Raw genomic sequence first — 23011 nt, forward strand, 5'->3', positions numbered from 1 at the left:
GACGGCCTGCCGCCCGTTGCCGCCCGCACGGCGCATCTATATACTCGCGCCTTTCCCGCACACGCACCCCAAAAAAAGGACAAAAAACGCATGAACGCCATTGCCGACGTGCAAAGCAGCAAAGACCTGCGCAACCTGCCGATCAACCGCGTCGGCATCAAAGACCTCCGCTTCCCCATACAAATCGCCGCCGCCGAAGGCACGCAGTCCACCGTCGCCCGCCTCACCATGACCGTGCGCCTGCCCGCCGACCAAAAAGGCACGCATATGTCGCGCTTCGTCGCCCTGATGGAAGGGCAGCAGCGCGCGCTCGATTACGGCGAAATGCAGAACCTCACGCAGCAGATGCTCGAACTCTTGGGCGCAGACGCGGGCGCCATCAGCGCCTCGTTTCCCTTTTTCCGCCGCAAATCCGCGCCCGTGTCGGGCATCCAGTCGCTGCTCGATTATGATGTCACCCTCGGCGGCGAAGTGGAAAACGGCGTCTACCGCCACACGCTGAAAGTGCTCGTGCCCGTCACCAGCCTGTGCCCCTGCTCCAAGGAAATCTCGCAATACGGCGCGCACAACCAGCGCTCGCACGTTACCGTCTCCCTCGTCTGCCGCGAACACGTCGCCATAGAAGACATCATCGACATTGTCGAAGAACAGGCCTCCTGCCAGCTCTACGGCCTGCTCAAACGCCCCGACGAAAAATACGTCACCGAACGCGCCTACGAAAACCCGAAATTCGTCGAAGACATGGTGCGCGACGTGGCCGTCGCCCTGCGCGGCGATGAGCGCATCGCCTCGTTTGTCGTCGAAAGCGAAAACTTCGAGAGCATCCACAACCATTCGGCCTACGCCTATATCGCCTATCCGTAACCCTTGCCAAGCGGCAAAAGGCCGTCTGAAAGTCTGCAAAACGGGCTTTCAGACGGCCTTTTGGCACGCTAAGGGCGCGGGCGTACAATCGTACCTTTCCCGACCTTACCGAAAAGGAGAAAACCGTGAAACTCTACACCAGCACCACCTCGCCGTATTCCCGCGCCATCCTCCTCGCCGCCCTCGCACAAGGCGGCCTCGACGGCCTGCAACTCGTTTATGCCGACCCGTGGGCGACGCCCGACGAACTCACCGCCGCCAACCCGCTCTCGCAAGTGCCCGCCCTGATAACCGACGATGGAACGGTTATCTGCGGCACGGCCTACGTCGCGGATTTCCTGCTCGGACACCCGCTGCAAAACGCCGCCCAAGCTGCCGTTGCGGGCTATGCGCAGGCGCTGCTCGACCAAGTTGTCAAAGCCTTTTCGCTGGCGAAATTCCTGCCGCAAGGTCAGGCCGAACACCCGCACATCCCCCGCGCCCGCGAAGCCGTCGTGCGCGGCCTCGAACACGCGCCGCAGCTGGACGCGCAATGCAGCGGCTTCGACCAGCACCTGCTCGCCATGGCTTTTTCCTATGCCGAGTTGCGCCACCCGACCCTGTTTCCCCATCTGAACGAGGCCAACCGCGCCGCCTTTGCCGCATACCAACAGCGCCGCGACGTGCAGGCCGTGTCCATCGAATCCTTGGAGCGCAAACCTGCCAGCCTCGCCGCCGTGCGCGCCGCCGCCGCGTAAGCCTTAGGCCGTCTGAAAGACAAGAGGCCTTACACGCTCTCGTCTATCTCTTCTTCGCCGCGCAGCAGCGCCTGTACGGCTTCGGCGATAAGGCGGTCTTGGCGCAGGCCTTCTTCGAGCATGGCCTGGTTGGCAAACGATTCCAGCTCGGGGTTGTAGAGTACGGCCATTTTATGCATGCCGTTTCTGTCCATGCGGAAGAACAAATCGCCCGCTTTTTCGGCGGTTTCGTGCGGCAGCCCCAGCATTTCCAACGCCCGCTTGCCCGCGCGGATGCCCGAATCAAACGTCTCGCGCACGATTTCGTCGGCATCGGCCTGGAAGAGCTTGAAGGTATGGATGCGGTCGTAGGCGCGGGCAACGATTTTGATGTTGGGATTGGCTTCGCGGGCAAATTCTACGATTTGCAAAATCTGCTCGGGATCGTCAATCGCCACCACCAGCACGGCGGCTTTTTCAATGCCGGCGGTGCGCAGCAGCTCGGGGCGCGAGGCGTCGCCGAAATAGGTTTTCACGCCGTATTTGTTCATGCCCGCCACGGTTTTTTCGTCTTTATCAATGATGGTGATGGAATAGCCCGCCGCGTTGAGAATGTAATACACAATCTGCCCAAACCGCCCAAAGCCCACTTGTAAAATGGCGTGTCGCTCGTCAATTTTGTCTGCTTCGCGCTCGGCGGCGGCTTTTTTCGGCAGCTTGCCGTGCAGGATCATAAACAGCGGCGTGAGCACCATAGACAGCACCACGATGGCGGTCATATTGGCGTTGTTGGTGTCGCTGATTACGCCTTGCAATGTGGCGGCGGTGAACAACACAAAGGCAAATTCGCCGCCCTGCGCCATCAACACGGCGCGTTCTAAGGCTTCTTCGTGATTGCTTTTTGCCAAGCGGGCAACCAAGTAGATGCACACGGCTTTGGCGGCCATCAGCGCGAGCACGCTCGAAACAATCAGCGGCCAGTTGCGCGCAACGACATTCAAATCCAGCGACATGCCCACGGCTAGGAAAAACAGCCCCAAGAGCAGCCCGCGAAACGGCTCTACATCGGCTTCAAGCTGGTGGCGGAAATGCGATTCAGACAGCATCACGCCCGCCAAAAACGCGCCCATCGCCATAGACAAGCCGCCTTTTTCCATCAACACGCCTGCGCCCAGCACCACCAACAGCGCGGCGGCGGTCATCACTTCGCGCGCCTGACTGCGCGCCAGCAGCCTGAAAAGCGGGTTGAGCAGCCAACGCCCTGCCGCCACCAATACTGCCACGCAGCCCAGCGCAATGCCGATGCTCTGCCAAACAGGCTGGCTGCTTTCGGTGTGATGCGGCGACAAAAAGGCGACGATAGCCAGCAGCGGCACAATCAGCAGGTCTTCAAACAACAGAATCGACACTATTTTCTGCCCGCCCGGGCTGTCGATTTCGCCCCGCTCGCCCAGCACCGACATCACAATCGCGGTGGAGGTGAGCACGAAGCCCGATGCGGCGATAAAGGAAATCTGCCACGAAAAGCCGAACAGCATTCCCACAATGGTCAGCAAAATGGCGGCCACCACTACCTGCATGCTGCCCAAGCCGAAAATCTGCTTGCGCAGATGCCAAAGGTGCGACGGCTTCATCTCCAAGCCGATAACGAATAGGAAAATCACCACGCCCAATTCGGCGACGTGCAAGATGGTGTGCCCGTCTGAAAACAGCCCTAAGCCGAACGGCCCGATGGCAAGCCCTGCCGCCAAATAGCCCAATACCGAGCCTAAGCCGAGCCGCTTGAACAATGGCACGGCAACCACCGCCGCGCCCAACAGGGACACGACCTGGATGATGCTGATGCCGCTTTCTGCCGCTGCCGACATAAAAAACTCCTGTGTGTTTGTGAAAAAAGCCGTTTCAGACGGCCTTTTTTATGATTAGAAAAAAAGAGCGCGATTATACAGAATCCCGCCCGCATGAAACGTTTTTCCGTTTGGCAGGCCGTCTGAAACGTTCGGACGTATAATGCCGCCTTTTTTCCGACAGCTCCCGCCATGACCGACACCCCGCCCGAACGCAGCCGCTGGGCGCTCACCCTCGCTTACGACGGCAGCCGCTTTTTCGGCTGGCAGAAACAGGCCGGCGGCGTGCCCACCGTTCAGACGGCCTTGGAAGACGCGTTGGCCGCCATTGCGGGCGAACCCGTAGCCGTCACCGCCGCAGGCCGCACCGACACCGGCGTGCACGCCGCCGCCCAAGTCGTCCACTTCGACACAGGCGTCCGCCGCGCCGCCCAATCGTGGATACGCGGCACCAACAGCCTGCTGCCCGCGGGCGTTGCCGTGTTGCACGCGCAGATTGTCGCGCCGCATTTCCATGCCCGCTTCGACGCCTGCGGCCGCCGCTACCGCTACCTGCTGCAATCCTCGCCCGTGCGCTCGCCGCTGCTGGCGGGCAGGGCAGGGTGGACGCACACCCCGCTCGACATCCGCGCCATGAGCCGTGCCGCCGCCCTGTTGGCAGGCGAACACGATTTTTCCGCTTTCCGCGCCGCCCAGTGCCAGGCCAAATCGCCCGTCAAAACCCTTTATTCCGTCCGCCTCAGCGGCACGCCAAGCCTGATGGCACTCGATCTGCACGGCAACGCCTTTCTGCACCATATGGTGCGCAACATCGTCGGCGCGCTGGTTTATGTCGGCAACGGCCGTCTCAGCGTCGAAGGCTTCGCGCGCCTCTTGGCGGAAAAAAACCGCCTCAAAGCCCCGCCCACCTTTATGCCCGACGGCCTCTACCTCACCGGCGCCGATTATCCGCCCGAGTTCGGCATAACAACCCCGCCGCTGCCCGACTGGCTGTGGCCGAACTTAGAGATCGTCAAGGCCGTCTGAAACGGCGCAACCCCTTTTCAGACGGCCTTCCGCACCGTCAATGCCGTCTGAAAAACCGAAACAAGGAATCCGCGATATGAAAACCAAAATCCGCGCCAAAATCTGCGGCCTCACCCGCGCCGAAGACGCCGCCGCCGCCGCCGCGCTCGGTGCGGACGCCGTCGGGCTGGTGTTTTACGAAAAAAGCCGCCGTGCCGTCACGGCGCAGCAGGCCGCGCAGATTGCCGCCGCGCTGCCGCCTTTCGTCTGCGCCGTCGGCCTGTTCGTCAACGAAAGCGCCGACAACATCCGCGAAGTGCTGCGCCGCGTGCCGCTTGACGTGATTCAGTTTCACGGCGACGAAGATGATGAGTTTTGCCGCCAGTTCTCCCTCCCTTACCTCAAAGCCGTGCGCGTGCGCTCGGCGGAGGACATTCAGACGGCCTCAAACCGCTTTCCGAACGCCCGCGCGCTGCTGTTCGACGCCTACCATCCGCAGGAATACGGCGGCACGGGGCAGAGCTTCGATTGGACGCTTTTGCGCGAATACGCGGGCAAACCGTGGATACTGGCGGGCGGGCTGACGCCGCAAAACGTGGCCGAAGCGGTGCGCGTTTCGGGCGCGGCGGCGGTGGACGTGTCCGGCGGCGTGGAAAGCGCGGCAGGCATCAAAAGCGCGGAGAAAATGGCCGCGTTTTTGCGGGCGGTGCAGGCCGTCTGAACAGGGCGGCTGTGATGCCGCGGGCGCTTTGCGGTAGAATGCGCGCTTTGGCAAACCGTGGATTAGATTAAAGGAAAACGCGATGAAAAAATTTGCATATTTGGCGGCGCTTGCCGTGTTGTTGTCGGGCTGTGCGGACGCGGGCGGCGGCAATATGTCGCTGGGCAGCCTGATGGGCGGCGGTTCGCAGCAGTCGGCAGGCGGTCTGGCCGGTTCGCTGGTGAAAAGCGTGATTAACAACCAATGCGTCAGCGAGCTGCAACAGCGCAAGGAATGGCGCATGATCGCGCTGGCGATGAGTGCCGAAAAACAGGCCGAGTGGGAACGTAAAATCTGCAGCTGTGCCAGCGAGGAAGCGCCCAACCAGCTTTCGGCCAACGACCTGATGAGCCTGGCGACCAACCGCGACACCGTGCCGCAAACCGTGGCGAACATCACCGCGAAAACGGTAACCGCCTGCTTCAAACGCCTCTACCGCTAAACCCTTTTCAGACGGCCTCCATTAAGCCATGCAGGCTGTGGAGGCCGTCTGAAAACACGTTACCCATCCCGAACAGAAAAAGACCAGAACATGAAATACATCAGCACGCGCGGCAACACCGCGCACAAAGCATTCAGCGAAGTTTTACTGATGGGTCTCGCTCCCGACGGCGGCCTGATGCTGCCCGAGCGTTATCCGCACATCGACGCGGCCACGCTGCAAAAATGGCGCGGCCTGAGTTATGCCGAACTGGCCTTTGAAATCATCAGCCTGTTTGCCACCGACATCCCCGCCGAAGATTTGCGCGACATCGTCAGCCGCACCTACACCGAAGCAACTTTCGGCACGCAAGCCATCACGCCTGTACGCACTCTTTCAGACGGCCTCAAAATCCAAGCCCTCTCCAACGGCCCGACGCTGGCGTTTAAAGACATGGCGATGCAGTTTCTCGGCAACGCGTTTGAATACGTGTTAAACAAAGAGGGCAAAACGCTCAATATTCTGGGCGCAACCAGCGGCGACACCGGCTCGGCTGCCGAATACGCGCTGCGCGGCAAAAAAGGCATCAATGTGTTTATGCTTTCGCCCGAGGGCAAAATGAGCGCGTTCCAGCGCGCGCAAATGTACAGCCTGCAAGATGCAAACATCCACAATATCGCCGTGGAGGGTATGTTTGACGACTGTCAGGACATCGTTAAAGCCGTGCAAAACGATGCCGCGTTTAAAGAGCAATACCACATCGGCACGGTCAATTCCATCAACTGGGGGCGCATCGTCGCGCAGGTGGTGTACTACTTCGCCGGCTATTTCAACGCCACGCAAAACAACGGCGAAACCGTCAGTTTCTGCGTACCCAGCGGCAATTTCGGCAACGTCTGTGCCGGACACATCGCCAAACAGATGGGCTTGCCGATAGGCCGTCTGATTGTCGCCACCAACGAAAACGACGTGCTCGACGAGTTTTTCAAAACCGGCCGCTACCGTCCGCGCAACGCGGCGCAAACCCATGTTACGTCCAGCCCGTCGATGGACATTTCCAAAGCATCCAACTTCGAGCGTTTCGTGTTCGACCTGATGGAGCGCGATGCGGGCGAAATCGAAACGCTGTGGGCAGAAGTGGGCGTGGGCAAAGGCTTCGATTTGCATTTTGCGCTGGACAAAGTGCGGCAGAAATACGGTTTTGTTTCCGGCAAATCCACCCATGCCGACCGCCTCGCCACCATCAAACAGGTGTATGAGCAAGACGGCGAACTCATCGACCCGCACACCGCCGACGGCGTGAAAGTCGCCCGCCAAGTGCGTGAAAACGGCGAAATTATCGTCTGCCTCGAAACCGCGCTGGCGGCCAAGTTTGAAGACACCATCCGCGAAGCCGTGGGCAGCGTTGCCGTTCCGCGCCCCGAAAAGCTCGCGGGCTTGGAAAACCTGCCGCAGAAAGTGCAGAGCGTGCCCAACAGCGCGCAGGCCGTGAAAGACATTATCCGCGCCGCATCGGCATAAACCCGTCGTTTGACATCCCGCAGTACGACAGCCGATTCCGCGCCTGCGGTTCGGCTTTTTTTATCCGCAGCACAAGCAAAAGAAAGATGAACGAAACAGACACCCCGCAGCACAACTTTGCCGCCGAACTCGCCCGCCTCGCCGCCGCGCAGAAAGGCGGCATCGCCCGCTACACCTTTTCAGACGGCCTCACCGTCTGGATACGCAAGGCGGGCAGGCGCAATGCCGCGTGGCGCTACGCCCTGCTGGGCATGATTACCAAACCCCTGCGTTTGGGCGTACTCAAACCCGTGCCCAACCTCGGCGGCGAAAAAGCCGTCGCCACCGAAGCGCGCCGCCTGCGCGAACTGAAAGCGGCGGGCGTCAATGTGCCCGAACTTCTGGCGCAGCAGCCCGACGCCCTGATGATCGGCAATCTCGGCGGCATCCAGCTCGATACGCAAATCGAACAGGAAGCCAAAGGCCGCCACCTCGCGGCATGGACGGCAGGCATGGACGCGATTGCCGATGTGCACGCCAAAGGACAGTTTCTCAGCCAGGCCTTCGCCCGCAACATGATGATTGCGGACGGCACGGTTGGCTTTCTCGATTTTGAAGACGACCCCGCCGAAGTGCTCACCCTTACCGAATGCCAAAGCCGCGACTGGCTGTGCTACCTGCATTCCACCGCCCTGCTGCTCAAACGCCACGGCCTGCTGGCGCAGGCGGCAGCGCTGTGGCACGACAAACTGCTGGCGCAGCCCGAAGAAGTGCGCCGCCTCGTTTTGCAAACCGAAAAACCCGTCGCCTGGCTGCACTGCCTGAGCCACTCGCGCTGGGGACGCGACGTCCTGCGCCTCGCCGCCCTCGCCGCTCTGTTTGCACTGGCGGATTTGGACTGACGGCGCTCGTGCAGGCAAAAAGGCCGTCTGAAAAGCCGATTTCAGACGGTCTTGAACCGCGTGCATGGCAGAGCCACACACCCTACATCATGCAGGCTACGCTTGCTAGCAAGCGTAGTTCGGTAGGTCGGGCATTGATGCCCGACAAGCATGGCGCACAAACGGGCGAGCGTCGGGCATAAATGCCCGACCTGCGCGGCTGCCGTATCGGGTGGCACGCCGTGCCACAACAGCGCGTTTTGCACGCGGCGCAGTTCGCGGCGGATGTGTTTGGCGTGCTCGGGATGGGGCGGTTTTTTTGTGTCGTCTAAAACTGCGCCTGCAGCAAGCGTAGCCCTTATGCCGTAGGGTGTGTGGCTCTGCCACGCACGCGGTTTTTGCCATCGGGAAGGCCGTCTGAAAGGCATTCAGACGGCCTGTGTTATGCCGCCTCGTGCCCGCGCACGAGGGCGCGGACGATGTGGCGGTTGGGGTGCAGGGCTTCGCGCAGGCGGCGGGAGAAGGGTTGCGGCAGGCCGAGGATTTCGGCGGCGGTCTGTTCGGCGCACCAGGGGGCGGTGGCGAGGCCGCGGCTGCCGTGGGCGGCGTTGACCCAGGCGTTCGGCAGCCAGGGACAGGGCTCGTCGAGCGGGTAGTTTTTGTCGTGGGCGAGTTTGGCGTACAGGTGCTGCATGGCGGCGTAGTCGGCGATGCGGCCGACTGCGGGCAGGTGGTCGGGGCTGTCGCAGCGCACGGCGGCGTGGCCTGCGGCGGTCGGTTCGGCAAGCAGCGAGGCGGCAAGCTGCGGGTGCAGGCGTTCGAGTTCGCAGCGGTTGTGTTCGGCGTCGGCCTCGCGCCAATCCGTGCCGCTGTCGTGCGGGGTGAAGCTGGCGCCGTAGCAGTGCTGTCCCTGCCATGCGGGGCTGATGTAGCTTGCGGCGGACAGGGCGGTTTTCAGACGGCCTGAGTAGGGCGTGGCGGCGGCGAGGTTGGTCTGGCCGCGTATCATCTGCCAAGGCAGGGCGGCGAGGGCGGGGAAACGCGGGCTGTCGGCGCCAGTGCAGTAGACGATGTGGCTGGCGGACAGGGTGCGCGCCGGGGTGGACAAGTGCCATGCGCCGCCGCGGTGTTCGGCGGACAGCAGCGGCTCGTGTTCGCACAGGGTGACGGCGGGATGGGCGAGCAGGGCGCGTACCAGCGCGGCGGGGTGCAGCCATGCGCCCTGCGGCCAGTAGAGGCCGCCCCCGCCTAAGGCATGCGGGGGTGACGTTTCTGAAAGGATGTCGATGCCGGCGATGGCGGAGGCTTCGGCGGCGGTGACGCCGCGATAGAGGTGGGCGTGGCGGGTTTGCGCGGCGAGCTGTCGGTTGCGGCGGGTTTCGGCGGCGTTGTGGTTGAGGTGGAGCAGGCCGCAGGGCTGCCAGTTTTCCCGTTCGGGCAGCAACTCGTCGAGCAGGCGGCGGCTGTGGCCGTAGCCGCCCAGCAGCAGCTCGGTTTGTTCGGTGTCGTGGGCGGAGATTTTGGCGTAGAGCAGACCCTGGCGGTTGCCGCTGCCCGCCTGCGCCGCCGCGCCCGCTTCGAGCACGGTGACGCGCACGCCGCGCGAGGCCAGCGCGTAGGCCGTGGCCGCGCCTGCGATGCCCGCGCCGATGACGGCAACGTGTTCCGGCGGGGAAACGGGGTTTTCAGACGGCCTGTACCACGGTTTGTACGGTGCGGCGGCGGTTTGCGGCGCGGACTCGGTCTGCCAGTGCAGGCCGCCTGAAAAATGTTCGTGCAGATGCTCGGCGCAGGCGGGCGGCATCAGCCACAGCTCGCAATCGGGCAGCAGGCCGCGCAGGATGTTGGGCGCGGCAAATTGCAGACAGGCCGACTGCTGCGGCCAGGCCGCAAGAAAATGCCGCTCTTTGTTGCAGGGCGCGGCGGAGGCGGCAAATTCGGGCAGGCGAAAATCGGGCAGGCAGACAATCAGGCGGCGGTGTGTTTCGGCGGCGCGGACGAGTTCTGCGGCGCTCGGCGGGGCGTTCCAAACGGCGGTCATGCGGTTTTCCTTGCGAATACGGCGGCGGCAGTATACACCGCCTTGCGCGAAAACCGCCGCCGCGCATGGTTTTCAGACGGCCTTAACGGGTATAATCGCGCCTTTTCGCCGCAGGGCTTTTGCCGTGCGGCCGTTTGAAAGCTATCCGTTTCGATTCCAACCCATTTACATTTAGGAGAGACCCCATGAGTGCCATCATCGACATCTTCGCCCGCGAAATCCTCGACTCGCGCGGCAACCCCACAGTGGAATGCGACGTGCTGCTGGAAAGCGGCGTTATGGGACGCGCGGCCGTGCCCAGCGGCGCGTCCACCGGCCAGAAAGAAGCCTTGGAGCTGCGTGACGGCGACAAAACCCGCTACCTCGGTAAAGGCGTGTTGCAGGCCGTCGAGCATGTGAACAACGAAATCGCCCAAGCATTAATCGGCATCGATGCCTCCGAACAGAGCTACATCGACAAAATCATGATCGAGCTGGACGGCACGGACAACAAAGGCCGCCTCGGCGCCAACGCCACGCTGGCCGTTTCCATGGCCGTCGCCCGCGCCGCCGCCGAAGACGCCGGCCTGCCGCTTTACCGCTATCTCGGCGGCGCCGGCCCGATGTCCATGCCCGTGCCGATGATGAACGTGATCAACGGCGGCGCACACGCCAACAACAGCCTCGACATCCAGGAATTCATGATTATGCCCGTCGGCGCCCCCACCTTCCGAGAAGCCCTGCGCTGCGGCGCGGAAGTGTTCCATGCCCTGAAAAAACTGTGCGACCAAAAAGGCTATCCCACCACCGTCGGCGACGAAGGCGGCTTTGCGCCCAACCTCGCCAGCCACGAAGAAGCCCTGCAACTGATGCAGGAAGCCGTCGAAGCCGCAGGCTACAAAACCGGCGAAGACGTGCTGTTCGCCCTCGACTGCGCCTCCAGCGAATTCTATAAAGACGGCAAATACCACCTCTCCGCCGAAAAACTCGCCCTGACAAGTGAAGAATTCGCCGACTACCTCGCCAAACTGGCCGGCAAATACCCCATCATCTCCATTGAAGACGGCATGGACGAAAACGACTGGGCAGGCTGGAAGCTGCTCACCGAAAAACTCGGCGGCAAAGTCCAGCTTGTCGGCGACGATTTGTTCGTCACCAACCCGAAAATCCTCGCCGAAGGCATCGAAGCGGGCGTAGCCAACGCCCTGCTGGTGAAAGTGAACCAAATCGGCACGCTGAGCGAAACCCTCAAAGCCGTCGAGCTGGCCAAGCGCAACCGCTACGCCGCCGTGATGAGCCACCGATCGGGCGAAACCGAAGATGCCACCATCGCCGATTTGGCCGTCGCTACCAACTGCATGCAGATCAAAACCGGCTCGCTCTCGCGCTCCGACCGCATGGCCAAATACAACCAGCTTCTGCGCATCGAAGAAGAGCTGGGCGAAGCCGCGCACTACCCCGGCCGCGCCGCGTTTTACCAAAGCGGCAAATAAGGCAGCGTTATGAAGTGGGTGACACTTGTTCTGATTTCGGCCTTTGTCTTCTTCCAATACAAACTGTGGGCGGGCAAAGGCAGCTATCAGGATGCGGCCAGAATGGAAAAACAGCTTGCGCTGCGCCAAACCGCCAACGCCGCCCTGCGCCTGCGCAATGCCGCCATGTCGGCCGAAGTGGCCGACTTGCAGGAAGGCAGCGAAGCCATCGCCGAAATCGCCCGCGTCGATTTGGGCTATATCGAAGAGGGCGAGATTTACTACCGTCTCGTCAAGCCCGCCAAATAGCCTGTAAAGGCCGTCTGAAAAACCGTTTTGCGGCTTTCAGACGGCCTTTTTCGTTGCCTTTGCGGCGTGCCGCCCGGCGGTGCGCGGGTTTGCCGTACCGAACCGCATCCGGAGGCCGTCTGAAAGCCCTTTTCAGACGGCCTTTCCGTTTTCAGACGGCCTTCGTTCGTTTATTATCCGAATCCTGTACAACGACGCACAACGACAAAAAAGGAGAATCCCATGCAGGACACCGCCGCCTACGTCCGCGCCAAAGCCGCCGCCGCCCGCGCCGCTTATTTTCAGACGGCCGCCGCCCCCGGCGCAGTGAAAAACGCCGTGCTGCTGCGCGCCGCCGAACTGCTCGACAAACACCGCGCCGCCGTTCTCGCCGCCAACCGCCAAGACTGCGACAACGCCGCCGCCAAAGGGCTGGACGCCGCCATGCTCGACCGCCTGCGCCTGACGGATGCGGGCATAGACCACATCCGCGAAGGCCTGCGCCAGATTGCCGCACTGCCCGATCCCGTCGGCGAAATGGACGAATTCCGCACCCGCCCCAACGGCCTGCAAATCGGCAAAATGCGCGTGCCGCTGGGCGTTATCGGCATCATTTACGAATCGCGGCCGAACGTTACCGCCGATGCCGCCGCCCTGTGCCTGAAATCGGGCAACGCCTGCGTGTTGCGCGGCGGCAGCGAGGCGGTAAACAGCAACGGCGCGATTGCCAAACTCATCCGCCAGGCACTGCACGAAAACGGCCTGCCCGCCGACGCCGCGGCTTTTATCGAACACACCGGCCGCGAGGGCGTCGGCGTGATGCTGCAAAGCCCCGATTTGATCGACGTCGTTATCCCGCGCGGCGGCAAATCGCTGGTGTCGCGCATCGCCGCCGAAGCCCGCGTGCCGGTTATCAAACACCTCGACGGCATCTGCCACGTCTACCTCGACGAGTTCGCCGACGCCGAAAAAGCCGTCAACATCGCCTTCAACGCCAAAACCTCGCGCTACGGCACCTGCAACACCATGGAAACCCTGCTGGTGCACGAAGCGCGCGCCGCCGAACTGCTGCCGCCGCTGGCCGCGCGCTACCGAGAAAAAGGCGTGGAACTGCGCGGCTGCCCGCGCACGCTGGCCGTTCTGCCCGATATTCAGACGGCCTCAGACGAAGACTGGGACACCGAATACCTCGCCCCCGTTTTGTCGGTGAAAATCGTCGGCACGGCGCAAGAGGCCGTCGAACACATCAACCGCCACGGCAGCGGCCACACCGACAGCATCGTCACCGAACACCTCGGCCGCGCGCAAACGTTCCTGCGCACCGTCGATTCGGCCAGCGTGATGGTCAACGCCTCCACCCGTTTCGCCGACGGCTTCGAATACGGCCTCGGCGCGGAAATCGGCATCTCCACCGACAAAATCCACGTCCGCGGCCCCGTCGGTCTGCACGGCCTCACCTCGCAAAAATGGATCGTGCTGGGCGACGGGCAGATACGCACCTGAGTCGCACCGGCAGACCTTAAGCCGTCTGAAAACTCCGGAAAAACCTTTCAGACGGCCTTTTCAGACGGCCTCAAACCGTTTCCCGACAAACTTTCACTCCACCCGAATCCGACCACCATGCAAGCGCGGCCGCCGCATCAGAAACCGATCTACCGCCCCCACCACCAGCCCTTCTGGCAGGCCGACAAGCCCTACCTGCACAACTGCGAAATCACCGTTTCCGGTTTCCGCGCCCTGTGCGGCATCATGGCCTTTCTGGCCGGCGCGATTAACGCGGGCGGCTTTTTCGCCGTCAAAAGCTACACCTCCCACGTCAGCGGCGCGATGTCCGGCGCGGCTGATGCCGCCTTTCTCGGTGACTGGGAAGGCGCGGCGGTGATGATGGCGGGCGTGTTCGCCTTTTTGCTGGGCGCGGCGCATTCGAGCTGGACGATACTGTGGGCCAAGCGCCAGCGCTTCCGCAGCGGCTACGGCCTGTCGATGTGGCTGGAAGGCTTCTACCTGCTGGTGTTCGGCCTGCTCGGTGTCGCCTTGGCGCACTACGGCAAAATCTTCGCCCCGCCCACCCTTCTGCTGTTGTGCTTCATCATGGGCATGCACAACACCGTCCTCACCGTCCTCTCCGGCGGCGTTATCCGCTCCACCCACATGACCGGCACCGTCACCGATTTGGGCATCGAGCTGGCCAAAGTCCTCTACTACCGCCGCAGCGACCATCCCCGCCTGACCGACGTGCGCGTCAACAAACCGAAAATGCGCCTGCTTCTTTTGCTGGCCGCCGCCTTTCTCTGCGGCGGCTTCACCGGCGCGTGGGGCTACCACCGCCTCGGCTACCATTTCACCCTGCCCGTGTCGGCGCTCCTCTTTTGGTTCGGCGCAGGATCGGTGGGTTACGACGTCAAAATCCGCTGGCGCATGTACTGGCGGCAGCGAAAACGCGCCAAACGGTAAAGCGCGGGTAATTTCACGTTAAGGCCGCTTCTGCCGCCCGCGCCCTCGGGCTATATTCCGCCGCTCCGCAATCTTTACATTACCGATTTTAGAAAGGACGACACATGAAACTGTTTAACTCTCTCACCGTCACCGCTATTGCCGCATCCCTCGCTCTCAGCGGCTGCATCACTTACGCCGACGGCACGCAGAAAGCCAGCAAAACCGCCTCCTTTGGCCTCGGCGGCGCCGCCGTCTGCGGCATCATCGGCGCATTGAGCCACGGCAGCAAAGGCGCGCGCAATTCCGCGCTGGCCTGCGGCGCCATCGGCGCGGGCATCGGCGGCTACATGGACTACCAGGAGAAAAAACTGCGCGAAAACCTCGCCAACACCGGCGTGAACGTCGAGCGCAGCGGCAACCAAATCAAACTGGTGATGCCCGAAAACGTGACCTTCCCGACCAACAGCGCCACCCTCAGCACCAACGCGCAAAACGCCCTCGCTGCCGCCGCGCAAACCCTCACCCAATACCCCGACACCACCCTCACCATCAACGGCCACACCGACAACACAGGCTCCGACGCCATCAACGATCCGCTGTCGCAGCGCCGCGCCCAAGCCGTCGCCACCTTCCTGCAATCGCGCGGCGTCAGCGGCTCGCGTCTCGCCACCTACGGCCACGGCTCGCGCCAGCCGGTTGCCTCCAACGCCACCGCCGAAGGCCGCGCGCAAAACCGCCGCGTCGAAATCCTGATCAACCCCGATCAGAACGCCGTGCGCGCCGCGCAGCAGCAGATACAGTAAAACGCCGTTTGAGGCCGTCTGAAAGCGCGGCTTCGGCGCAGCCAAAACGGCAAAGGCCGTCTGAAAGGTTTTTCAGACGGCCTTTTGTATAGTGAACCAACACGGAAAGATACAAGGCAGCAACGCCGTAGATTTTCGTGTTGTTTCACTATATGTCGGCAAGTCAAACGGTTGGCTGGCTAAACCAACACCACGTCAAACTGCTCCTGCGTGTAACTGTTTTCCACTGCCAGCGACACGGGTTTGCCGATAAAGTCGATCAACATCGCCAGCGACTGGGATTCTTCGTCAAGAAACAGGTCGATCACTTCGGGCGAGGCGAGGATGCGGAATTCTTTGGCGTCGAAGCGGCGGTTTTCGCGCACGATTTCGCGTTGGATTTCGTAGCAGACGGTTTGCGGCGTTTTCAGACGGCCTCTGCCCTGGCAGGCGGGGCAGGGCTCGCACAAGACTTGGTTGAGGTTTTCGCGCGTGCGTTTGCGCGTGAGTTCGACCAGGCCGAGGCTGGTGAAGCCGTTGAGGGTGACGCGGGTGCGGTCGAAGCTGAGGGCTTTGGCCAATTCCTGCAACACGGCTTCGCGGTGGGCGTCGGAGGCCATGTCGATGAAGTCGATGATGATGATGCCGCCGAGGTTGCGCAGGCGCAGTTCGCGGGCGATGGCGTGGCAGGCCTCGAGGTTGGTTTTGAAGATGGTTTCGTCGAAGTTGCGCGCGCCGACAAAGCCGCCGGTGTTGACGTCTATCGTCGTCATGGCTTCTGTGGCTTCGATGATGAGGTAGCTGCCGAAATTGAGGCTGACGCGCGGTTGCAGGGCGCGGTTGATCTCGGCTTCGACGTTGTGGGTTTCAAACAGCGGACGCTCGCCGGAGAAGAGTTTGATTTTGTCGGCCGCATCCTGCACGTATTGGGCGGCGAAGTGCTGCATTTTGGCGAAGTTTTCTTTGGAATCGACGAGGATTTCGCGGGTGTTGCCGCTGAACATGTCGCGCAAAACGCGCAGGCTCAGGGGCAGGTCTTGATAGAGCAGCGAACCGGCGGGTAGGGTTTTGGCCTGCTGCTGGATGTCCTGCCAGACTTTGGTGAGATAGCCGATGTCGGCCTGCAATTCGGCGTCGGTGGCGGTTTCTGCGCTGGTGCGGATGATGTAGCCGTGGGCGGAGTCGGGCGGCAGCAGGCTGTTGAGGCGGCCGCGCAGGTTGTGGCGTTCGCCGTGGTCTTCGATGCGCTGCGACACGCCGATGTGCTCTTCCTGCGGCAGGTGGACGAGGAAGCGTCCGGCCAGCGAAATCTGCGTCGACAGGCGCGCGCCTTTGCTGTTGATGGGGTCTTTGATGACTTGGACGAGCAGGGTCTGCCCTTCAAACAAAACGTGTTCGATGCGCTGGGTTTCTTCGGGGTTTTTGCGCTGTTCGAGGATGTCGACGATGTGTAGGAAGGCGGCGCGTTCCAGGCCGATGTCGATAAAGGCGCTCTGCATGCCGGGCAGCACGCGGCGCACCACGCCCAGATAGATGTTGCCCACCAGGCCGTGGCCGGAATTGCGCTCGATGTGCAGCTCGCAGATGTTGTTTTCTTCGAGGATGGCGACGCGGGTTTCCTGCGGGGTGATGTTGACGAGGATGGTTTCGGGCGGGCGGACGATGTCTTTGTGGAGTGGGATGCCGGGTATCATGATATGCTTTCTTTGCGAAGCCGCCATGATACCGAAACGGCAGGCCGTCTGAAAGGAAGAGGCCGTCTGAAAATATTTTTCAGACGGCCTTTATATGTGGCGGAAAGCGCTTTACAGCGTGGTGTCCAGCGCGGCGGAGATGTCCGCCCAGATGTCTTCGATGTCTTCGATGCCGACGGAAAAACGCAGCAGGCCGACGCGGATACCCAGTTCGGCTTTCACTTCGGGCGGCACGCCGCTGTGCGACTGGGTGTAGCAGTGGTTGACCAGGCTTTCGACGCCGCCGAGGCTGGAAGCCATGCGCACCAGTTTCATGTTTTTAATCACGCTGTTGGCGGATTCGCGGCTGTCGTTTTTCAGATAAATTGTCACCACGCCGCCGCAGCCTTTGGCCATCTGCCGCTGCGCCAAATCGTGATGCTCGTGCGAGGGCAGGCCGGGGTAGAACACTTTTTCCACCGCCGGATGCGCTTCGAGGCGGCGGGCGGTTTCCAGCGCGTTGGCGCAGTGCCGCTCCATTCTGAGGGCAAGGGTTTTGATGCCGCGCAGCACCAGCGAGCAGTCGGCGGGGCCGGCCACCGCACCGGTGTTCACCATCATGGCGTGCAGCGGTTTGGCCAATTCGGGTGTTTTGGCGACGACGATGCCCATCAGCACGTCGGAATGGCCGCACAGGTATTTGGTGGCGGAGTGGAAAACGATGTCGCAGCCCATATCCAGCGGCTGTTGCAGATAGGGCGTGGCAAAGGTGTTGTCGATGCCGACCAACGCGCCTGCAGCCTTGGCTTTGGCGGCCAGCGCGGCGATGTCGACCAGGCGCAAAAGCGGGTTGGACGGCGTTTCCAGCCAAACGAGTTTCACCTTGTTGTTTTCCGCCAGGGCTTTGTCGAGATTGGCGGGGTCGGTGAGGTCGGCAAACACCACGTTCACGCCCCAGGCGGCGTACACCTCCGTCAGCAGATCGTAGCTGCCGCCGTAGATGTCGCTGACGGCGATAATCGTGTCGCCCGGGCGTAAAAAGGTGTGGAACACGCAGTCTATGCCCGCCATGCCGCTGGCGAAGGCGAAACCGGCCGCGCCGTTTTCCAGCGCGGCGGCGGTGTCTTCCAGCACCTTGCGCGTCGGGTTGGCGAGGCGGGCGTAGCGGAAGGGGATTTGTTCGCCGATTTCCTTCATGGCGAACATGGAATTCTGGTAAACGGGCGGCATGATGGCGCGGTTGTGCTCGTCGGGATTGTAGGCGGCGTGGATGGCTTCGGTGGCGAATCGGCGGGTCATGGCAAAACTCCTCTGGATGGGTGGAGCGGCGGATTTTAGGCCGTCTGAAAAGGGCGGGCAACGGAAAAGGCCGTCTGAAAGCGCAGCTTCAACGGAGTGAAAAGCCCTCCGCATCCGCGCCTTCGCCCGAAAAGCAGGCAAAACGGTTGCAGAGGGCGGGCTAACCCGCTACGATTGCGCCCCAACGAAAATCAGCAAACGGTATCAAAACTATGCCCAGTGCAATCATAGTCGAAGACGAAATTCTGGCGGCCGAACGCCTGCGCGTCCTCTTGGACGAATGCGGAGTGGTGTTGCTCAAAACATTCGCCCACGCCAAGCCCGCCCTCGAATGGCTGAGCGTACACGAAACCGACATCGTGTTTACCGACATCAACATGCCCGAAATCACCGGCCTCGATTTTGTCGAACGCATCAAACGCATCGCCAAAAAACAGCCACACGTTATTTTCACCACCGCCTACGAAGAACACGCCCTGCGCGCCTTCGAGCTGGCGGCGGAAGACTACCTGCTCAAACCCATCAAAATCGCCCGCTTGCAGGCCGCCTTGGCGCGCGTGCAGGGCAATATCGAAGAATCTGCCGACGAATTCAAAAGCTTCCAAGTGTTTAACCGCGAACGCATGGTCGAAATCCCCTGGCAGCAGGCGCGCTATCTGCAGGCCGACCAGAAAACCGTCTTCCTCATCACCGGCGACGGCTCGCGCTACGAGCTGCCCAAAACGCTGGTGCACTGGGAAGAGCTGCTCGGCGAGAAAGTTATCCGCGTCCACCGCAACGCGCTGGTGATGCGCCACACGCTCGACAGCCTCATCCGACTCGACGGCGACGAAGACGAAGGCAACGCCAGCTGGGGCGCGAAAGTGCTGGACGTGGAAGAAGTTCTGCCCGTCAGCCGCCGCCAGCTCTCCGCCATCCGCCGCATCCTGCGCGACGGCGCGTAAGGCGTTTCGCCCGACGGCATCGGAAAAGCCCGCAGTATTCCGCTGCGGGCTTTTTGCGTTCGGGCAGGCGGCAGAGGCCGTCTGAAAACGGGGCGAGGGCAGTTTCAGAAGGCCTCAATCCGCTCTTTGCCGCTTCGGTATCGCCGCCTGACGGCGCAATATCCGCGTCAAGAATCGGACAGGCCGCCATGCAGGGAAGAGGCCGTCTGAAAACCCGCATCGGGTTTCAGACGGCCTCTTTGCATTTTCCGTCAGACGAATTGGAAACGGACAAACCAGTAGTAGTGGCTGTTTGCTTTGCCGTTTCCTCGGCCTGTCAATGCGGCAGCGGCGCGGGCGGCGGCCTTGTTGAGGCGGGGATGGGGCGAAGCTTCGAGGATGCGGCTGCGGCGGATACGCCCGCGCGCGTCGGTGTCCAGCCCGATGAGTATTTCGCCTTCCTCGCCGTTTTCAAGCGAGGCGGCGGGGTAGGGCGGGCGGCGCAGGTCGGGAATGATTGCGTGGACGGATTGGTCTGCGGCGGTGAAGACGATTTTTCGCGCGGGCGGCGGCGGATTGCGGCGCAGGAAGTCTTCCGCCTGCCGCAGAAAGCGGACGGACGAGCCGTAGAGGATGAAAACGGGTTGGTCTGTTTGGCAGCCTGCCGTGTCAGGGAAAACGGCGCTGACGTGGCCAATGCCTGCGCGGTCGCTGCCGCCGATTTCCTGATAGAGGACGGCGGGAATATCGCTTGCAGCGGCGGGGCGGATGAGGCAGGCGGCCAGAAAAAGGGCGGCGGAGAGTTTGCGGAGCATGGTTTCTTTAAAAATGACGGGCTGTCGGAGGCCGTCTGAAAGAACGGCGGAACGGGTTGGTAAAATGCCGTCTGAAAAGCGGGGAGGTGGTTTGCGGTTCGGAAAACCTGTTTTCAGACGGCCTTTTTGTTTCAATAGATGCAGTCGGACACCGACCGCAACTTGACATGTGCAAACGGACAAAGGCAGTCTGAAAGCAACATCCATGAAGTGAAAACATGTGTTCAGACGGCCTTTCCGCATATCCGACAGGCGGACGGTCAAGCGCCGTTTTCCTGTTCTTGTGTTTCCTTGTGCCGACGCAGCCATTCGAGGGCAGCTGCTTTTTCCTCCGGGCTGCCGTATTGCGCGTCGCGGCGGTAGCGGCGCAGCGCGGCTTTTTCTTGGGCGGCCTGCAACTGCTGCGCTTTGAAACGGTCGCGGTTGGCGGGGGTGCTGCGCTGTGCCTGTTGCGCGTTGGCGCGCGCCATGGCCTGCGCGATGAGGTCGGCGGGGTTGATGGCGGATTTGGCGGTGTTTGCGGCTGCGGTTGCGGCGGATTGGGCGCGTAGGGCGGCGGCTCCTTTGGCGGCACGTTGGTTTTGTCTGGCTTCGGCCTCGCGGGTTTTACGCGTTTCGCGGTTCTGCCAGCGGGTGCGGGCGTGGGCGGCGGCGGCAAAGCGCGGGTCGGTTTCGTTGTCGGACAGGGTGCGCGCCTGCGGCAGGAAGGTGTCGGCAGACGGGTTTTCAGACAGCCTCATGTGGATGCAGTCGACGGGACAGGGGGCGACGCACAGGCCGCAGCCGGTGCATTCTTCGGCGATAACGGTGTGCATGAGTTTGGATGCGCCCATGATGGCGTCGACGGGGCAGGCGCGGATGCAGGCGGTGCAGCCGATGCAGGCGGACTCGTCTATCCAAGCCAGAGCGGGGGTTTGCGTTTTGGCGGGGGCGAGCGGCGGTTTGCCGAGCAGCCGGGCGATGTCGAGCATCACCGCTTCGCCGCCCGGTGCACACAGGTTCACTGCCGCTTTGCCCGCTGCGAGTGCTTCGGCATAGGGCAGGCAGCCGTCGTAGCCGCATTCGCGGCATTGGGTTTGCGGCAGCAGGCGGTCGATTTGGCGGGCGGATACGGCGGTCATGGCGGAATCGGGTTGGGGTCGGTGAAAAAGGGGCGGCATTGTAACAGATGGATTCGCAAGGCGTTTGTTTTGGCTCACTATAACTTTGTTGAAATTTTGCTTTCAGAAACGTCATTCCCGCAAAGGCGGGAACGGCCTGCTGCGTTTTTATTTGTTGTGGACAAAATGTATAAAAATTTTGCTGTTTTGGCCGTCTGAAAAGAAAATCTGACGGGTTTTGTTGCCACTTTGTCCAATTTCAGTATAATCGCCTCTTCTTTGAAGAAACTGCCCGATGACGATTGGACAAAAAATGCAATTGAACATAGACCGCTTAATCGCCTATTTCGGCGGCGTGAACGCGCTGGCCGAGGCTTTGAAGCAGCAAGACCCCGAAAACGCCGCCAGCACGGCCGCCATCTACAAATGGCGCGTGCGCGGCTCGCTGCCGCTTTCGCAGTTGAACAAACTGCTGGCGCTGGCCGAGTCGCAAGGCCGACCTTTGGATTTGAACGCTTTTATGCAGCAGCAAACCACCTTGGAGAAAAACACCATGACCACCAGCCAAAACAACCGCGTCATCATATTCGACACCACCATGCGCGACGGCGAACAGTCGCCCGGCGCATCCATGGCTAAAGAAGAGAAAATCCGTATTGCCCGCCAGTTGGAAAAAATGGGCGTGGACGTGATTGAAGCAGGCTTTGCCGCCGCCAGCCCGGGCGATTTCGAATCGGTGAACGCGATTGCCAAAATCATCACTAACGCCACCGTCTGCTCGTTGGCACGTGCCGTTGAAAACGATGTCCGCAAGGCGGGCGAAGCCGTTTCCCCCGCGCCGAAAAAGCGCATCCACACCTTCATCGCCACCAGCCCCATCCATATGGAGCACAAACTGAAAATGAAGCCGCAACAGGTGATTGATGCGGCGGTGAAAGCGGTGAAAATCGCCAAAGAATATACGGATGATGTGGAATTTTCCGCCGAAGACGCGGTTCGTTCCGATTTGGACTTTTTGGCTAAAATTTTTACGGCGGTGATTGAAGCGGGCGCGACCACCATCAATATTCCCGATACCGTCGGCTACTCCATCCCTTCCGTTTGGTATGAGCGTATCAGCAATATCATTAAAAGTGTGCCCAACAGCAATAAGGTCATCTGGTCTACACACTGCCACAATGACTTAGGCATGGCGGTCGCCAATTCGCTGGCCGCCGTTCAGGCAGGCGTGCGCCAGGTGGAATGCACCATCAACGGTTTGGGTGAACGCGCGGGCAATGCCAGCTTGGAAGAAATTGTGATGGCTCTGAAAGTACGCCACGATTTGTTCGGCTTGGAAACGGGCATCGACACCACGCAAATCGTGCCGGCATCGAAACTGGTGTCCACCATTACCGGCTATCCCGTGCAGCCCAACAAGGCGGTGGTCGGCGCAAACGCCTTTGCGCACGAATCGGGCATCCATCAGGACGGCGTACTGAAACACCCCGAAACTTATGAAATCATGACTGCCGAATCGGTCGGCTGGGCCACCAACCGCCTGACCTTGGGCAAATTGTCTGGCCGCAGCGCGTTCCGCAGCAAATTGGCAGAATTGGGCATCGAATTGGAAAGCGAAGAAGCGTTGAATGCCGCGTTTGCCCGCTTCAAAGAACTTGCCGACAAAAAACGGGAAATCTTCGACGAAGACCTGCACGCGCTGGTGTCCGACGAAATGGTCAGCCTCAATGCCGAAAGCTACAAATTCGTTTCGCAGAAAATCACCACCGAAACCGGCGAAATGCCGCGCGCCGAAATCGTGTTCAGCGTGCGGGGCGAAGAAAAACACGCCTCGGCGACAGGCTCGGGTCCCGTCGATGCGATTTTCAAGGCCATCGAAAGCGTGGTGCAGAGCGGCGCAGTGTTGCAGATTTACTCGGTGAACGCCGTGACGCAGGGCACGGAAAGCCAGGGCGAAACCAGCGTGCGCCTGGCTCGCGGCAACCGCGTCGTCAACGGACAGGGCGCGGACACCGACGTGCTCGCCGCCACCGCCAAAGCCTATCTGTCGGCTTTGAGCAAACTGGAATTCGGCGAGGAAAAAGTGAAAGCGCAGGGCGATATTTAAACCGCCGCCGCGCAAAGAGGCCGTCTGAAAGCAGGGTTTCACTTCGTTGAAGCCTTGCTTTCAGACGGCCTTAGTCCGTTTGTGTACGTCAAGTTTGCGGGT

At 61.4% G+C, this 23011-nt stretch carries 21 protein-coding genes; 15 read left to right on the forward strand and 6 right to left on the reverse strand.

What is annotated here, in order from left to right:
* The first annotated feature begins 90 nt into the window (after nucleotides 1-90).
* Entirely contained in the window at nucleotides 91-864 is a 774-nt protein-coding gene (folE2, locus tag CGZ77_RS03210) for a GTP cyclohydrolase FolE2 (RefSeq protein ID WP_009425833.1), read from the forward strand.
* Nucleotides 865-989: 125 nt separating this feature from the next.
* The gene (locus CGZ77_RS03215; RefSeq protein ID WP_009425834.1) at nucleotides 990-1601 is read left to right on the forward strand and encodes a glutathione S-transferase N-terminal domain-containing protein; all 612 of its coding nucleotides are present in this window, start codon (nucleotides 990-992) and stop codon (nucleotides 1599-1601) included.
* 29 nt (nucleotides 1602-1630) lie between these two features.
* Here the strand turns inward: CGZ77_RS03215 and CGZ77_RS03220 are convergent, their stop codons facing one another.
* Nucleotides 1631-3448, reverse strand: a complete 1818-nt coding sequence (locus tag CGZ77_RS03220; RefSeq protein ID WP_094030940.1) for a monovalent cation:proton antiporter-2 (CPA2) family protein — start codon at nucleotides 3446-3448, stop codon at nucleotides 1631-1633.
* Between the two features lie 171 nt (nucleotides 3449-3619).
* Between CGZ77_RS03220 and truA the strand changes: the two genes are divergently transcribed.
* From truA to CGZ77_RS03245, 5 genes are all read left to right on the forward strand, one after another.
* Nucleotides 3620-4453 (forward strand): tRNA pseudouridine(38-40) synthase TruA, encoded by an 834-nt coding sequence (truA, locus tag CGZ77_RS03225; protein WP_036495862.1) that lies wholly within the window; start codon nucleotides 3620-3622, stop codon nucleotides 4451-4453.
* Between the two features lie 76 nt (nucleotides 4454-4529).
* Nucleotides 4530-5153 (forward strand): phosphoribosylanthranilate isomerase, encoded by a 624-nt coding sequence (locus CGZ77_RS03230; RefSeq protein ID WP_036495882.1) that lies wholly within the window; start codon nucleotides 4530-4532, stop codon nucleotides 5151-5153.
* Between the two features lie 82 nt (nucleotides 5154-5235).
* On the forward strand, nucleotides 5236-5634 hold the full coding sequence (locus tag CGZ77_RS03235; RefSeq protein ID WP_009425839.1) for a hypothetical protein: 399 nt from the start codon (nucleotides 5236-5238) through the stop codon (nucleotides 5632-5634).
* Between the two features lie 90 nt (nucleotides 5635-5724).
* Entirely contained in the window at nucleotides 5725-7134 is a 1410-nt protein-coding gene (thrC, locus tag CGZ77_RS03240; protein WP_009425840.1) for a threonine synthase, read from the forward strand.
* Between the two features lie 86 nt (nucleotides 7135-7220).
* Nucleotides 7221-8015: a hypothetical protein gene (locus CGZ77_RS03245; protein WP_009425841.1), complete on the forward strand. Its 795-nt coding sequence runs from the start codon at nucleotides 7221-7223 to the stop codon at nucleotides 8013-8015.
* 421 nt (nucleotides 8016-8436) lie between these two features.
* On the opposite strand, the gene mnmC is transcribed toward CGZ77_RS03245, so the two are convergent.
* A complete protein-coding gene (mnmC, locus tag CGZ77_RS03250; RefSeq protein WP_036495865.1) occupies nucleotides 8437-10035 on the reverse strand; it encodes an FAD-dependent 5-carboxymethylaminomethyl-2-thiouridine(34) oxidoreductase MnmC in 1599 nt (532 codons plus the stop codon).
* Nucleotides 10036-10220: 185 nt separating this feature from the next.
* On the opposite strand from mnmC, the gene eno reads away from it, so the two are divergent.
* The 5 genes from eno (at nucleotide 10221) to CGZ77_RS12675 (ending at nucleotide 15013) form a co-directional block, all read left to right on the forward strand.
* Nucleotides 10221-11507: a phosphopyruvate hydratase gene (gene eno / locus CGZ77_RS03255; RefSeq protein ID WP_009425846.1), complete on the forward strand. Its 1287-nt coding sequence runs from the start codon at nucleotides 10221-10223 to the stop codon at nucleotides 11505-11507.
* Nucleotides 11508-11516: 9 nt separating this feature from the next.
* Nucleotides 11517-11795 (forward strand): cell division protein FtsB, encoded by a 279-nt coding sequence (gene ftsB / locus CGZ77_RS03260; protein ID WP_009425847.1) that lies wholly within the window; start codon nucleotides 11517-11519, stop codon nucleotides 11793-11795.
* Nucleotides 11796-12017: 222 nt separating this feature from the next.
* Nucleotides 12018-13277, forward strand: coding sequence for a glutamate-5-semialdehyde dehydrogenase (locus tag CGZ77_RS03265; RefSeq protein ID WP_009425848.1), 1260 nt, complete (start codon nucleotides 12018-12020; stop codon nucleotides 13275-13277).
* Between the two features lie 117 nt (nucleotides 13278-13394).
* Complete coding sequence (locus CGZ77_RS03270) at nucleotides 13395-14228, forward strand: YoaK family protein (RefSeq protein ID WP_009425849.1); 834 nt, start codon at nucleotides 13395-13397, stop codon at nucleotides 14226-14228.
* A 104-nt stretch (nucleotides 14229-14332) separates the two neighbouring features.
* The gene (locus CGZ77_RS12675; RefSeq protein WP_009425850.1) at nucleotides 14333-15013 is read left to right on the forward strand and encodes an OmpA family protein; all 681 of its coding nucleotides are present in this window, start codon (nucleotides 14333-14335) and stop codon (nucleotides 15011-15013) included.
* Between the two features lie 179 nt (nucleotides 15014-15192).
* Here the strand turns inward: CGZ77_RS12675 and rng are convergent, their stop codons facing one another.
* Together rng and CGZ77_RS03285 are read right to left on the reverse strand one after the other, a co-directional pair.
* Nucleotides 15193-16686: a ribonuclease G gene (gene rng / locus CGZ77_RS03280; protein ID WP_036495867.1), complete on the reverse strand. Its 1494-nt coding sequence runs from the start codon at nucleotides 16684-16686 to the stop codon at nucleotides 15193-15195.
* A 111-nt stretch (nucleotides 16687-16797) separates the two neighbouring features.
* Nucleotides 16798-17964: a PLP-dependent aspartate aminotransferase family protein gene (locus tag CGZ77_RS03285; RefSeq protein WP_036495869.1), complete on the reverse strand. Its 1167-nt coding sequence runs from the start codon at nucleotides 17962-17964 to the stop codon at nucleotides 16798-16800.
* A 212-nt stretch (nucleotides 17965-18176) separates the two neighbouring features.
* On the opposite strand from CGZ77_RS03285, the gene CGZ77_RS03290 reads away from it, so the two are divergent.
* Nucleotides 18177-18908 carry a LytTR family DNA-binding domain-containing protein gene (locus CGZ77_RS03290; protein WP_009425853.1) on the forward strand — a complete coding sequence of 244 codons (732 nt, stop codon included), beginning with the start codon at nucleotides 18177-18179 and terminating at the stop codon, nucleotides 18906-18908.
* Between the two features lie 251 nt (nucleotides 18909-19159).
* Here the strand turns inward: CGZ77_RS03290 and CGZ77_RS11980 are convergent, their stop codons facing one another.
* Nucleotides 19160-19702 carry an energy transducer TonB gene (locus CGZ77_RS11980; RefSeq protein ID WP_157697509.1) on the reverse strand — a complete coding sequence of 181 codons (543 nt, stop codon included), beginning with the start codon at nucleotides 19700-19702 and terminating at the stop codon, nucleotides 19160-19162.
* 260 nt (nucleotides 19703-19962) lie between these two features.
* Nucleotides 19963-20823, reverse strand: coding sequence for an RnfABCDGE type electron transport complex subunit B (locus CGZ77_RS03300; RefSeq protein WP_036495887.1), 861 nt, complete (start codon nucleotides 20821-20823; stop codon nucleotides 19963-19965).
* 69 nt (nucleotides 20824-20892) lie between these two features.
* On the opposite strand from CGZ77_RS03300, the gene CGZ77_RS12605 reads away from it, so the two are divergent.
* Both CGZ77_RS12605 and CGZ77_RS03305 read left to right on the forward strand, forming a co-directional pair.
* Nucleotides 20893-21021: a hypothetical protein gene (locus CGZ77_RS12605; RefSeq protein ID WP_255351468.1), complete on the forward strand. Its 129-nt coding sequence runs from the start codon at nucleotides 20893-20895 to the stop codon at nucleotides 21019-21021.
* 94 nt (nucleotides 21022-21115) lie between these two features.
* Nucleotides 21116-22909 carry a 2-isopropylmalate synthase gene (locus tag CGZ77_RS03305; protein WP_036495890.1) on the forward strand — a complete coding sequence of 598 codons (1794 nt, stop codon included), beginning with the start codon at nucleotides 21116-21118 and terminating at the stop codon, nucleotides 22907-22909.
* The last annotated feature ends 102 nt before the right edge of the window (nucleotides 22910-23011 follow it).

This window comes from Neisseria sp. KEM232, from assembly GCF_002237445.1.
Taxonomy (GTDB): Bacteria; Pseudomonadota; Gammaproteobacteria; order Burkholderiales; family Neisseriaceae; genus Neisseria.